Here is a 13772-nt window from a genome sequence, read left to right on the forward strand (position 1 = left end):
GACGGCGGGGGCCAAGAGCCGACGACGACGGCCAGGAGCCGACCGGGACCGACCAGGAACCGGCGTCGGCTGCGGAGGCGCGGGGCGGGGTGCGGGCCACAATGGAGGGGTGAGTAACGCCAGCCTGTCCCCCCTGCCCTCCGCCGACCGCCCCGACGTCGCCGCCCGGCTGCGGGGCGCCCTGCTCGGGGCGTCCTTCACCGCCGACGGACTGCTGGAGCTGCTCGGCGCCCCCGCCTACGCGGCGCTGTCGCGCAGCGAGACCGTGCCCGCCCTCCGGGCGACCCGCGGCGACACGCCGCTCGAACTGCTCGTCCGGCTGTTCCTGCTCCAGCAACCCGTCCTCCACGCGCGCGTGGACGACGTTCTGCCCGTCGACGCCTGCCTGGAGAGCGGATGGCTCGTCCGCGCGGGCGACGAGGTCGCGGCCACCGTGGACGTACGGCCCTACGGCGGGCCCGGCGGTGAGGACTGGTTCATCGTCTCCGACCTGGGGTGCGCGGTCGGCGGCGCCGGAGGCATCGGCAGCCATGCCGAGGGCGTCGTCCTCGGCGTCGGCGGCGCCTCCACGACCCTCGCGGGCCTCACCGTCCGTACGCCCGTCTCCGCGGCCCTCGACCTCGGCACCGGCTCCGGCATCCAGGCGCTGCACGCCGCCGCGCACGCCACGCGCGTGACGGCCACCGACGTCAACCCGCGCGCGCTGCACATCACCGCGCTCACGCTCGCCCTGTCGGGGGCACCCGCCGCCGAACTGCGCGAGGGTTCCCTCTACGAGCCGGTCCACGACGACGAGACGTACGACCTCGTCGTCTCCAACCCGCCCTTCGTGATCTCACCGGGCGCCCGCCTCACCTACCGCGACGGCGGGATGGGCGGGGACGATCTGTGCCGCTCGCTCGTTCAACAGACGGGGGAGCGCCTGAACGAGGGCGGGTTCGCGCACTTCCTCGCCAACTGGCAGCACGTGGAGGGGGAGGACTGGACGGACCGGCTGCGCTCCTGGGTGCCGCGCGGCTGCGACGCCTGGATCGTGCAGCGCGAGGTGCAGGACATCACGCAGTACGCCGAGCTGTGGCTCCGCGACGCGGGCGACCACCGCGGCGAACCGGCCGAGTACCAGGCGCGGTACGACGCGTGGCTCGACGAGTTCGAGGCACGCAAGGTCAGAGCCGTCGGCTTCGGCTGGATCACCCTGCGCCGGACCGGGGCCGCCGAGCCCTCGGTCATCGCCGAGGAATGGCCGCACCCGATCGAGCAGCCGCTCGGCGAGACCGTGCGCGCGCACTTCGACCGCGTCGACTACCTGCGCGCCCACGACGACGCGGCCCTGCTCGAAGCGCACTTCACCCTGGCCGGCGAGGTCGTCCAGGAGCAGGTCGGGCTGCCCGGCGCCGAGGACCCGGAGCACGTCGTGCTGCGCCAGAACCGCGGCATGCGCCGGGCCACCCGGGTCGACACGGTCGGCGCCGGTTTCGCGGGCGTCTGCGACGGCACCATGAGCGCGGGGCGCATCCTGGACGCCATCGCCCAACTGGTGGGCGAGGACCCGGTGGCCCTGCGCGACCGCACGCCCGCCCAGATCCGGCTGCTGGTGGAGCAGGGCTTCCTCGAACCGGCGTAGTACGGCGTGGCACGGCGCGGCAGCCGGGCGTGGGTGTGCGCACCCAATTCTTTTTCCGCGCCGCGCCGCCCCCGCCCCGCCCCGCCGGCGTACCGGGAACGAGCCACGGCCGTCGGCGGGCGGCGGCCCCGTCGGCCCCGTCGGCCCCCCGTTCACCTCGGGTTCGCCTGCCCGCTGCCCGCGGGTGGCAGCCTCCCCGGAGGCTGGACACTCGCGGGCTTGAGAAAAGGGGCACGGGACCATGGAGCGCGGACCGGCGATCTTCGCGGGATTGGTGTTCGCCCTGTTCGGGGCCGGTCTGCTGGTGTGGACCACGACGCGGGTACGGCACGGCCGGCCCGTCGCGCACGGTGTGAGCCCCGTCGCATCGGCGACCGTCGCGAGCGTCGCCGCCGTGGTCGCGCTGGCCCTCGGCGCATGGTGCCTGACGCGCGTGTGAGAGGCCGGTTCCGACCCCTGCCCGCGGCGGCGCCCGAGTAATCGGGGGATCGCGCTCCGGATGCACGCGTCAGGGCAGGTGAGTACTCCGGGCGGCAGGAACTGGGTTCGTCGGGTTACCGTTCGAGTGGCCGTTGCGGGCTTTTCCCGTTTGACACGGGGGCGGGAGGTACCGTCACACTCCGCAGCGTCACGACCGAAATGCAGCACGACCCGACCCCGGGACCACGGCCTGGGGAGGCCCAGCGTCGACCGGAGAGAAGAGCGAAGTTGTCCCCGACCAGCGAGACCGCGAAGGGCGGCCGCCGACTCGTCATCGTCGAGTCGCCTGCCAAGGCGAAGACGATCAAGGGCTATCTCGGCCCTGGCTACGTCGTCGAGGCGAGCGTCGGGCACATTCGCGACCTTCCCAGCGGCGCCGCCGAGGTGCCCGAGAAGTACACCGGTGAGGTCCGCCGCCTCGGTGTGGACGTCGAACACGACTTCCAGCCGATCTATGTGGTCAACGCCGACAAGAAGGCGCAGGTCAGGAAGCTCAAGGACCTGCTGAAGGACTCCGACGAACTCTTCCTCGCCACCGATGAGGACCGCGAGGGCGAGGCCATCGCCTGGCACCTCCAGGAAGTCCTCAAGCCGAAGATCCCGGTCAAGCGCATGGTGTTCCACGAGATCACCAAGGACGCGATCCGGGCCGCCGTCGCCAACCCGCGCCAGCTCAACCAGAAGCTCGTCGACGCCCAGGAAACCCGCCGCATCCTCGACCGCCTCTACGGCTACGAGGTCTCGCCGGTCCTGTGGAAGAAGGTCATGCCGAAGCTGTCGGCGGGCCGCGTCCAGTCCGTCGCCACGCGCCTCGTGGTCGAGCGGGAACGCGAGCGCATGGCGTTCCGTTCCGCCGAGTACTGGGACCTGACCGGCACCTTCGCGACCGGCCGCGCGGGCGACGTCTCCGACCCGTCTTCGCTGGTCGCCCGCCTCCAGACGGTCGACGGCCGGCGCGTCGCGCAGGGCCGCGACTTCGACTCCCTGGGGCAGATCAAGAGCGCGAACACCCTCCACCTCGACGAGGCGAACGCCCGCGCGCTCGCCGCCGCCCTGGAGAACACACGCTTCGCGGTCCGCTCCGTCGAGTCCAAGCCGTACCGCCGCTCGCCGTACGCACCGTTCCGTACGACGACGCTCCAGCAGGAGGCGAGCCGCAAGCTCGGCTTCGGCGCCAAGTCGACCATGCAGGTCGCCCAGAAGCTGTACGAGAACGGCTACATCACCTACATGCGTACGGACTCCACGACCCTGAGCGACACGGCGATCACCGCCGCCCGCGCCCAGGTGACGCAGCTGTACGGCGCCGACTACCTGCCCGCGCAGCCGCGGACGTACGCCGGCAAGGTCAAGAACGCGCAGGAGGCGCACGAGGCGATCCGCCCCTCCGGCGACCGCTTCCGCACGCCCGCCGAGACCGGTCTGACCGGCGACCAGTTCAAGCTGTACGAGCTGATCTGGAAGCGGACCGTCGCCTCCCAGATGAAGGACGCGACCGGCAACAGCGTCACGGTGAAGATCGGCGGCGCCGCCTCCGACGGCCGGGACGTCGAGTTCAGCGCCTCCGGCAAGACCATCACCTTCCACGGCTTCCTCAAGGCCTACGTCGAGGGCGCCGACGACCCGAACGCCGAGTTGGACGACCGCGAGCGCCGTCTGCCGCAGGTCGCCGAGGGCGACGCGCTGACGGCCGAGGAGATCACGGTCGACGGCCACGCCACCAAGCCCCCGGCCCGCTACACCGAGGCGTCGCTGGTCAAGGAGCTGGAAGAGCGCGAGATCGGCCGCCCGTCGACGTACGCGTCGATCATCGGCACCATCCTGGACCGCGGCTACGTCTTCAAGAAGGGCACGGCGCTCGTCCCGTCCTTCCTGTCCTTCGCCGTGGTCAACCTTCTGGAGAAGCACTTCGGGCGGCTCGTCGACTACGACTTCACCGCCAGGATGGAGGACGACCTCGACGCCATCGCCCGCGGCGAGGCCCAGGCGGTGCCGTGGCTGCGGCGCTTCTACTTCGGTGAGGGCGGGGGCGCCGGCCACGGCGGCGCCGCCGACGCGGGCAACGGCGACGGGGACCACCTCGGCGGCCTCAAGGAACTGGTGACCGACCTCGGCGCGATCGACGCGCGTGAGGTGTCGTCCTTCCCCGTGGGCAACGACGTCGTGCTGCGCGTCGGCCGCTACGGCCCCTACGTCGAGCGCGGCGAGAAGGACTCCGAGAACCACCAGCGCGCCGACGTGCCCGAGGACCTGGCGCCGGACGAGCTGTCCGTGGAGCTGGCGGAGGAACTGCTCGCCAAGCCGAGCGGCGACTTCGAGCTGGGCCCCGACCCGGCCACCGGCCACGCCATCGTCGCCAAGGACGGCCGTTACGGCCCCTACGTCACCGAGGTGCTCCCCGAGGGCACCCCGAAGACCGGCAAGAACGCCGTGAAGCCGCGTACGGCCTCGCTGTTCAAGTCGATGTCGCTGGACACGGTGACGCTGGACGACGCCCTCAAGCTGATGTCGCTGCCGCGCGTCGTCGGCACCGACGCGGAGGGCGTCGAGATCACCGCGCAGAACGGCCGCTACGGCCCGTACCTGAAGAAGGGCACGGACTCGCGGTCCCTCCAGGCCGAGGAGCAGCTCTTCACGATCACGCTGGAGGAGGCGCTGGCGATCTACGCCCAGCCCAAGCAGCGTGGCCGGGCCGCGGCCAAGCCGCCGCTGAAGGAGCTGGGCACCGACCCGGTCAGCGAGAAGCCGGTCGTGGTCAAGGACGGCCGCTTCGGCCCGTACGTCACCGACGGCGAGACCAACGCGACCCTGCGCTCCGGCGACAGCGTCGAGGAGATCACGCCGGAGCGCGGCTACGAGCTGCTCGCCGAGAAGCGGGCCAAGGGGCCCGCCAAGAAGACGGCGAAGAAGACGGCCGCGAAGAAGGCCCCGGCCAAGAAGGCGACGGCCAAGAAGGCGACGGCGAAGAAGACCGCCGCCAAGACGACTGCCGCCAAGACGACCGCCAAGAAGACGGCCACCAAGAAGGCGACCGCCTCCAAGGCGTCGGAGGACTGAGCCCGGCTCAGAAACTTCGCGAAACGAACGCCCCGGCATCATTTCGGTGTCGGGGCGCGCGTACGTTCGGCCGGGCACGCCGGACTGTCGGTGACGACCGATAGGCTGAACGCATGACGCGAGCCGAGCAACCAACGGCCCCTCACCCCGCCCCGGACGACGCCCTGGTCGCGGACTCCCGCGAGCGCGCCGTCCGCGCCCTGCTGCGACGTCCGCAGCTGAGGCGTTTGTGGAGCGCACAGCTCGTGGGGGGTGTCGGCGACATCCTCGCCCTCCTGGTGCTGGTCCTCCTCGTCGTGCAGGCCGCGATCGGCGCGGGCTCGTTCGGCGGGGGCTACCGGGGCGTGGCGTTCGCAGTGGCGACCGTTTTCGGCGTACGCATCCTGGCGACGCTGCTCTTCGGCGCGGTGCTGCTCGGGCCCCTCACCTCACTCACCTCGCAGGACGGTCCGCTCGACCGCCGCTGGACCATGGTCGGCGCCGACGGGCTGCGGGCCGCGCTGCTCATCGTGGCGCCGCTGTGGATCGACTGGACGCCCGACGACGCCCTCGCCGTCCTCCTGGTGACCGCCTTCGTCACCGGAGTCGCCGAGCGCTTCTGGACGGTGTGCCGGGAGAGCGCGGCCCCCGCGCTGCTGCCGGCGCCGCCCCTGGAGGGCGCGACGGTACGGCCGCTGCCCGACCACATGGACGCCCTGCGCCGCCTGTCGCTGCGCACGGGCTTCGTGGCGATCCCCCTCGCCGGCGCGGCACTGGTCGTCGCGGGGCTGGTGAACAACCTGCTGGGCGCCGGCATCGACTGGTTCGCCGAGCACCAGGCGGCCCTCGGTTCGTACCTGGCGGCCGGGCTGTTCGCCGCGTCCCTGTCCGTGGTGACCTTCCTGGAGCTGCCCGGCGTGCGCACCCCCCGCGCGCGCTCGCCCCTGGAGGGCCTGCGCCGCCCGAAGAGCGGCACCGGCGTCGACAAGGGCCGCACCGGAGTGCTCCCGCTCCTGGTGTTCGCCTGCGCCGCGGTCGCCGCGGTGGTGGCCGCCACGGTCGCCGTGGCGGTGCTGCACGCCAAGGACCTGGGCGGCGGCCCCGTGCTGTACGGGCTGACAGTGGGCGCGCTGACCGGAGGCGTCGTCGTCGGCATCCGCACGGCCCCCGCCCTGCTGCCCTCCCTGTCCCGCCGGCGGCTCCTCGCCCTGGCGATCGCCTTCGTCGGCGTCGCCCTGCTGGCCGCCGGGCTCGTCCCGGACGACACCACCGTGCTGCTGCTCCTCGCGCTGGCCGGCGTCGGCGCGGGCGTGGCCGCGAACACCGGGCACGCGCTGCTCGACCAGGAGACCGAGGACCACCGCCGGGCCCGCACCACCGAGCACCTCCACGCGGTCGTCCGGGTCTACGTGGCGCTCGGCGCGGTCGTCGCGCCCGTGCTGGCCGCGGCGATCGGACCGCACCGGCTGGAGAACGGCAAGTTCGTCTTCGCCCACGGCGGCGCCGCGTTCGTCCTGATGCTGCTCGGCGCGCTGCTGCTGCCGCTGGCCGCGCTGGTGCTGGCCAAGGTCGACGACCGCTCCGGCGTGCCGCTGCGCCACGACCTGCGGGACGCGCTGCTCGGCGGCGACGACCCGGTGCCGACGCCCGCCACGGGCGGCTTCTTCATCGCCCTGGAGGGCGGCGACGGCGCCGGCAAGTCCACCCAGGCCGAGGCCCTCGCCGAGTGGATCCGGGGCAAGGGGCACGAGGTCGTGCTCACGCGCGAGCCCGGGGCGACCCCGGTGGGCAAGCGCCTGCGCTCCATCCTGCTGGACGTGTCCAGCGCCGGTCTGTCGCACCGCGCGGAGGCCCTGCTGTACGCCGCCGACCGCGCGGAGCACGTCGACACCGTGGTCCGGCCCGCCCTGGAGCGCGGTGCCGTGGTCATCTCCGACCGCTACATCGACTCCTCGGTCGCCTACCAGGGGGCGGGGCGCGACCTGTCGCCCACCGAGATCGCCCGCATCAACCGCTGGGCCACCAACGGGCTCGTACCGCATCTGACCGTCCTGCTGGACGTCGCGCCGGAGACGGCGCGCGAGCGGTTCACCGAGGCCCCGGACCGGCTGGAGTCGGAGCCCGCCGAGTTCCACGCGCGCGTGCGCTCCGGTTTCCTCACCCTGGCCGCCGCCGACCCCGGGCGCTACCTCGTCGTGGACGCGGGCCAGGAGCCCGAGGCCGTCACCACCGTCGTACGCCACCGGCTCGACCAGGTGCTGCCGCTGTCCGAGGCCGAGATCAAGGCCCAGGAGGAGGCGCGCCGCAAGGCCGAGGAGGAAGCCCGCCGCAAGGCCGAGGAAGAGGCCGCGCGCAAGGCCGAGGAGGAGCGCCTGGAGCGCGAGCGCCTCGAGGAGGAGGCGCGGGTGCGCGCCGAGGAGGAGGAGCGCAAGCGGCGCGAGCTGGAGGAGGCGCAGCGGCGCGAGGCCGAGCGCCAGGCCGAGGAGGCCCGGCAGCGGGCCGAGGAAGCGCGCCGGAAGGCCGAGGAGGAGCGGGCACGGCTCCTCGCGGAGGAGAAGGCGCGGGCCGAGGAGGAGGCGCGGCTGCGGGCCGAGGAGGAGCGGCGCCGCAAGCAGGCCGAGGAGGAGGAACGGCTGCGCGCCGAGGCCGAGGCCCGGCGACTGGAGAAGCAGCGCAAGGCCGAGGAGGCCCTGATGCGGGCCGAGGAGGCCCGCCGGGCGGCGGAGCAGGCGGCGGCAGCGGCCGCGGCCGGTCCCAGGTCGGCGGCCCCTGCGGCGGCTGACGCCCCCCGGCCTAAGCCGGCCGCTGCGCCGCCCTCCGACGCGGCGACCGTGCCGACGCCGGTCGTCACCCCGACGAACGCCTCCGGCGGACCCGTGGAGGACACGGCGGTACTGCGGCCGGTGCGGGACACGCGGGACGACGACCGGGACGACGACCGTGCAGACGCCGAGGGCGACGCGCGGGGTGGGCGCGGCGACGGCGGCCGGGCGCCCGGGGTGTCCGAGTCCGAGGTGACGACCGAGCTGCCCATGCCGCAGGTGCCGCCCGGCGCGGCGGACGAGACGGCCGTGCTGCCGGCGGTGGAGCCGAGGGACGCCGACGAGACGGCGGTCCTGCCGCCCGTGCCGCCGGGAGCCGTCGACGAGACGGCGGTGCTGCCGCCCGTACGCGCGGACGACCCCGCCGACCGGGTCCCGCCGGGCTACTTCCGGGAGGAGGAGCCGGCCGAGGGTGCCGACCGGACCGGGGAGCCGCAGGACACCACGCGCGAACTGCCCCAGATCGACCCCGACCGGATCCCGTCCCGCAGGCCCCGTTCCGACTGGGCCGAGGAGACCCCGCTGGACGACCTGCCGACGCTGGCGGACGAGCTGCTCGGGCCGCACGACGAGGACGAGGGCGGCCGGGACGACGACGGCCGGCACGACGGCGGCCGCGGAGGACGCGGCGGCGAGGGCGGCCGCCGGGGCAGGGGCCGGGGACGACGCTGAGGCACGAAGGCCACAGCGGGGACGCCCGGGGCCCGTGCCCGGGCGTCCCCGCCGCGTTGTCAGTGCCGCCCCGCACAATGGAGGACGCGGCGCCGATCAGGGCGGCGCGCAGTGCGACGGCGGACGTGACGGAAGGGCGGCGTGACCCATGACCGTGTGGGACGACCTCGTCGGGCAGGAGAAGGTGAGCGAGCAGCTCGCCGCCGCCGCCCGGGACGCCGACGCCTTCGTCACCGCCGCCGCGGCGGCGGGCCCCCTCCCCGAGGCGTCGAGCATGACGCACGCCTGGCTCTTCACCGGCCCGCCCGGCGCCGGGGTGACACAGACGGCGCGGGCCTTCGCCGCCGCGCTCCAGTGCGTGAGCCCCGACCGGTCACTCGGCGGCGTCCCCGGCTGCGGCTTCTGCGACGGATGCCACACGGCGCTCGTCGGCACCCACGCGGACGTCAGCACGGTGGCCGCCGTGGGCGCCGAGATCCTCGTGAGGGACATGCGGGACACCGTCCGCAAGTCGTTCACCTCACCGGCGAACGGCCGCTGGCAGGTCATCCTCGTCGAGGACGCCGAGCGGCTGAACGAGAAGTCCGCCAACGCCGTCCTCAAGGCCGTCGAGGAGCCCGCCCCGCGGACGGTCTGGATGCTGTGCGCCCCGTCCGTCGAGGACGTCCTGCCCACGATCCGCTCCCGCTGCCGCCACCTGAACCTGCGCACACCCTCGGTCGAGGCCGTGGCCGACATGCTCGTACGCCGTGAGGGCATCGAGCCGGACGTCGCCGCCGCCGCGGCCCGCGCCACCCAGGGCCACGTCGACCACGCCCGCCGTCTGGCCACCGACCCGGCCGCCCGCAACCGCCGCGCCGCCGTGCTGAAGCTGCCCCTGCGCGTCGAGGACGTCGGCAGCGCGCTCAGAGCCGCCCAGGAACTGGTCGACGCGGCGGCGGAGGACGCCAAGCAGCTCGCCGAGGGGATCGACGCCAAGGAGGCCGACGAACTGAAGGCCGCCCTGGGCGCCGCCCAGGGCGGCCGGCTGCCGCGTGGCACGGCGGGCGTCATGAAGGACCTGGAGGACAAGCAGAAGCGCCGCAGAACGCGCACGCAGCGTGACAGCCTCGACCTCGCCCTGACCGACCTCACCGCCTTCTACCGCGACGTCCTCGCCTACCAGCTCGGCTCCCGCGTGGCGATCGCCAACGCCGACGCGGAGGACGCCCTGGAGCGCCTCGCCCGCGGCGGCACACCCGAGTCCACCCTGCGCCGCATCGAGGCGATCGCCGCCTGCGGGGAGGCCCTCGACCGCAATGTGCCCCCGCTGCTCGCGGTGGAGGCGATGACGATGGCGCTCAGAGCGGGCTGAAAGGCTCCCCAGGCCGCCCGGGAGGCGCGGGGCACGGTTGACGACGTAACACGTACGAGGCACGCGAATCACACACCGCTCCTCCCTCGTCGCGGAGAGTTACGCTCGCTGAATGCACACAAGGCGCACTCACCGCAGGACCCGCACCGGCAGCACCCGTTTGCGAGCCACGCTGCTCGCCGCCGCGCTGCTCGCCACCGCCTGCTCGGCCGGGGGCGCGTCCACGTCCGCCGGTTCCCCCGCGGCGGAGGCGGCAGGCTCGACGGAGGCGGCGACGGCGTCCCTGGCCGCGCTGCCGAAGGCCACGCCGTCCGCGCTGTCGCCGTACTACGAGCAGAAGCTCGGCTGGCGCGACTGCGGCGTCCCCGGCTTCCAGTGCGCCACCATGAAGGCCCCCCTCGACTACGCGAAGCCGACCGAGGGGGACGTCCGGCTCGCGGTGGCCCGCAAGAAGGCCACAGGACCGGGCAAGCGGCTCGGCTCGCTGCTGGTCAACCCGGGCGGACCCGGCGGCTCGGCGATCGGCTACCTCCAGCAGTACGCGGGCATCGGCTACCCGGCGGACGTCCGCGCCCAGTACGACATGGTGGCCGTCGATCCCCGAGGCGTGGCGCGCAGCGAGCCCGTGGAGTGCCTCGACGGCCGTGAGATGGACGCGTACACGCGGACGGACGTCACCCCGGACGACCAGGGCGAGGCGGACGAGCTGGTCGACGCCTACAAGGAGTTCGCCGAGGGCTGCGGAAAGGACGCGCCGAAGCTGCTGCGCCACGTCTCGACGGTCGAGGCGGCCCGGGACATGGACGTGCTGCGCGCCGTACTGGGCGACGAGAAGCTGACCTACGTCGGAGCCTCGTACGGCACGTTCCTGGGCGCGACCTACGCCGGTCTGTTCCCGGACCGGGCCGGCCGTCTGGTCCTGGACGGCGCGATGGACCCCTCCCTGCCCGCGCGCCGCCTGAACCTGGAGCAGACGGCGGGCTTCGAGACCGCCTTCCAGTCCTTCGCGAAGGACTGCGTACGGCAGCCCGACTGCCCCCTCGGCGACAAGGGCACCGCCCCCGACCAGGTCGGCAAGAACCTCAAGGCCTTCTTCGACGACCTGGACGCGAAACCGATCCCCGCCGGTGACGCCGACGGCCGCAAGCTCACCGAGTCCCTCGCCACCACCGGCGTGATCGCGGCGATGTACGACGAGGGCGCCTGGCAGCAGCTGCGCGAGTCGCTGGCCTCGGCGATGAAGGAGAACGACGGCGCCGGCCTGCTGATCCTCTCCGACAGCTACTACGAACGCGAGGCCGACGGCGGCTACAGCAACCTGATGTTCGCCAACGCCGCCGTGAACTGCCTCGACCTCCCCGCCGCCTTCTCCTCCCCGGACGAGGTGCGCGACGCCCTCCCCGAGTTCGAGAAGGCGTCCCCGGTCTTCGGCGAGGGCCTCGCCTGGTCCTCCCTGAACTGCGCGTACTGGCCGGTGAAGCCCACCGGTGAGCCGCACCGCATCGAGGCGGCCGGCGCCACCCCGATCGTCGTGGTCGGCACCACCCGCGACCCGGCCACCCCGTACCGCTGGGCCGAGGCCCTGTCCGATCAGCTCTCCTCCGGCCGCCTCCTCACCTACGAGGGCGACGGCCACACCGCCTACGGCCGCGGCAGCACCTGCATCGACTCCGCGATCAACACCTACCTGCTGCGCGGCACCGCGCCGGAGGACGGCAAACGCTGCTCGTAGCCACCCCGCCCGGCCACATCCACCCCACCCGCCCCGGAGCCCCGGCCCTCGGGGCGGGTACGAAGCACCCCCGGAAACTGTGTAGACTTACCGACGTTGCTGATCGCACCATGGTGCCCAGCGCGCCGCCTTAGCTCAGATGGCCAGAGCAACGCACTCGTAATGCGTAGGTCTCGGGTTCGAATCCCGAAGGCGGCTCTGCCGAAGCCTCAGGACTCACTCGCCGTGACCTGGGGCTTTTGCTTTTGCCGGTCGGCGTCCACCCGCACCGTGGGCCGGGGTGGGCCGGGCGCCGACCGATGGTCTCGATCTTGGACTTCCGCCCTGGTGACGCCTCAGGCAACGTTCGCCCGCTTCTCGTCGTCCGGTGCCGAGGCGGCTGCGGTCAGCCGGTCGGTGATCTCTTCAGCGGTCAGCACGAGTGCGAAACCCTTGCGCAGGACCGCGAGTTCCGGTTCCTGCCGCGACTCGTCGTCGGTGGCCGTGACATCGGATCCGAAGACGACCTTGTAGCCACGTTCGTATGCCTGCCGGGCCGTGGTGCCACAGCAGTAGTTGGTGAGCGTTCCCGTGACGACGACCGTGTCGCGGTCGAGATTGCGCAGCATGGTGTCGAGCGGGGTGTCGTAGAACGCCCCGTAGGAGGGCTTACGGATCAGGACCTCATCGGGACGGGAGCCCATCTGGCCCCACACCTCTGCGGGGCCCGGTCGGCGCCAGTCGCTGTCGGCGTGCGGGAGATGGCGCAGTGCGTGCGGCCGGTCCAGACCGAGATGGGTGTCGTCGAAGATGGTCCAGATCACCGGGACCGAGGCGCCCCGGCAGTTTTCGACCAGCTGCCGCAGCCGGGGCGCCATCCGGGTGGCCGCGGGCACCCAGTAGGGACTCCAGCCGGGCCGGACGAACTCGTCCTGCATGTCGATGACCAGCAGCGCCGTCCGTTCGGGCCGTACGTCGAACGATGCCCGGCCGTGCTCGTACGCGTTGCGGGCTCGCTCGGTCACCCATTCCTCGGTGAACGTCATTTCCATCCCCTTCCATCGCCTTCCATCGCCTGACATTCCTACGTCGATTCGACGTACCTCGTATCGATGTACCTCGTATCGATGTGCGAGAGTAGCAGCATGCTCGAACTCGCGATCCTGGGATTTCTGGCCGAGGGGCCGCTGCACGGCTATCAACTGCGCCACCGGATAGCTCACTTGTCCGGCCATGCCCGGCCGGTCAGCGACGGCAGCCTCTACCCGGCGACCAACCGGCTGGTCAACGCCGGGCTGCTCGGCCGAATGACCGAACCGGGTGCCTCGGCCGCTCAGCGGCACACCCTGAGCCTGACGGATGCCGGCCGCTTCGAGCTGCTGCGCCGGCTGCGGGATGCCGACGGACTGGACATCAGCGACAGCACTCGGTACTTCACGGTTCTGGCCTTCCTGTCCCAGCTGCCCGACACCGCTGAGCAGCACGCGGTACTGCGTCGTCGGCTGGAGTTCCTGGAACAGCCCGCCAGCTTCTTCCACGAGGGGGACCGCCCGCTGGGTGCCGAGGACACCGAGGACCCCTACCGGCGCGGCATGCTCACCATCGCCCGCGCCACCAGCCGCGCGGAAAGGTCGTGGCTCCGCGGAGTGCTGGCCTGACGTGGCAGTCTCCGCAGGAGTGCCGTCAGGAGGGATCTGGCTGGGGGGCGGCGGGCGGTCGAGGCTGGGCGAATGGCTACCGCTGATACCGCCACCACCGCCGCGGCCGCCCCGCCGGACGGGGTCCGAATGACAGGCCCCACCTCCAGGCACCGGGAGTGCGCGGACACGCCGAGGCGGCTCTACGTGTCTGCGCACAGCGGGTCGAAGACCTCGCCGAGGAGCCGGAGCCGGAACTCATCGTCCTGATCGAGCGTGAACAGGGTCTCGCCGTACTTCTCCACTACGCGTCCCCCTGAGGCGTCGGCTGCCAAGTGACGTGCAGGAGCCATACACGTCACCGGCATGTGGAAGAGGGGCCGTCCGGCTTCTGACATCTTGCTGCCACCGCCCGCGAGCATCTTGCTGCCACCGC

The 13772-nt window shown here is 72.9% G+C and carries 9 protein-coding genes and 1 tRNA gene; 9 read left to right on the forward strand and 1 reads right to left on the reverse strand.

Annotated features, from left to right (window positions below):
• Positions 1 to 109 precede the first annotated feature (109 nt).
• The 7 genes from ACGH7X_RS21205 (at position 110) to ACGH7X_RS21235 (ending at position 11918) form a co-directional block, all read left to right on the forward strand.
• Positions 110 to 1624 carry a methyltransferase gene (locus ACGH7X_RS21205; RefSeq protein WP_399886974.1) on the forward strand — a complete coding sequence of 505 codons (1515 nt, stop codon included), beginning with the start codon at positions 110 to 112 and terminating at the stop codon, positions 1622 to 1624.
• 241 nt (positions 1625 to 1865) lie between these two features.
• The gene (locus ACGH7X_RS21210) at positions 1866 to 2063 is read left to right on the forward strand and encodes a hypothetical protein (RefSeq protein ID WP_399886975.1); all 198 of its coding nucleotides are present in this window, start codon (positions 1866 to 1868) and stop codon (positions 2061 to 2063) included.
• Between the two features lie 269 nt (positions 2064 to 2332).
• A complete protein-coding gene (topA, locus tag ACGH7X_RS21215; protein ID WP_399886976.1) occupies positions 2333 to 5161 on the forward strand; it encodes a type I DNA topoisomerase in 2829 nt (942 codons plus the stop codon).
• 113 nt (positions 5162 to 5274) lie between these two features.
• A complete protein-coding gene (gene tmk / locus ACGH7X_RS21220; protein ID WP_399886977.1) occupies positions 5275 to 8634 on the forward strand; it encodes a dTMP kinase in 3360 nt (1119 codons plus the stop codon).
• A 148-nt stretch (positions 8635 to 8782) separates the two neighbouring features.
• Positions 8783 to 9988, forward strand: coding sequence for a DNA polymerase III subunit delta' (locus ACGH7X_RS21225; protein ID WP_399886978.1), 1206 nt, complete (start codon positions 8783 to 8785; stop codon positions 9986 to 9988).
• Between the two features lie 112 nt (positions 9989 to 10100).
• Positions 10101 to 11720 (forward strand): alpha/beta hydrolase, encoded by a 1620-nt coding sequence (locus ACGH7X_RS21230; protein WP_399886979.1) that lies wholly within the window; start codon positions 10101 to 10103, stop codon positions 11718 to 11720.
• A gap of 124 nt (positions 11721 to 11844) precedes the next feature.
• A tRNA-Thr gene (locus tag ACGH7X_RS21235) sits at positions 11845 to 11918 on the forward strand.
• Between the two features lie 137 nt (positions 11919 to 12055).
• Here the strand turns inward: ACGH7X_RS21235 and ACGH7X_RS21240 are convergent.
• Positions 12056 to 12745, reverse strand: coding sequence for a cysteine hydrolase family protein (locus ACGH7X_RS21240; RefSeq protein ID WP_399886980.1), 690 nt, complete (start codon positions 12743 to 12745; stop codon positions 12056 to 12058).
• Positions 12746 to 12844: 99 nt separating this feature from the next.
• On the opposite strand from ACGH7X_RS21240, the gene ACGH7X_RS21245 reads away from it, so the two are divergent.
• On the forward strand, positions 12845 to 13357 hold the full coding sequence (locus tag ACGH7X_RS21245) for a PadR family transcriptional regulator (protein WP_399886981.1): 513 nt from the start codon (positions 12845 to 12847) through the stop codon (positions 13355 to 13357).
• Between the two features lie 158 nt (positions 13358 to 13515).
• A complete protein-coding gene (locus ACGH7X_RS21250; RefSeq protein ID WP_399886982.1) occupies positions 13516 to 13656 on the forward strand; it encodes a hypothetical protein in 141 nt (46 codons plus the stop codon).
• Positions 13657 to 13772 lie beyond the last annotated feature (116 nt).

The organism is Streptomyces sp. BBFR51 (genome assembly GCF_044591655.1).
Taxonomy (GTDB): domain Bacteria; phylum Actinomycetota; class Actinomycetes; order Streptomycetales; family Streptomycetaceae; genus Streptomyces.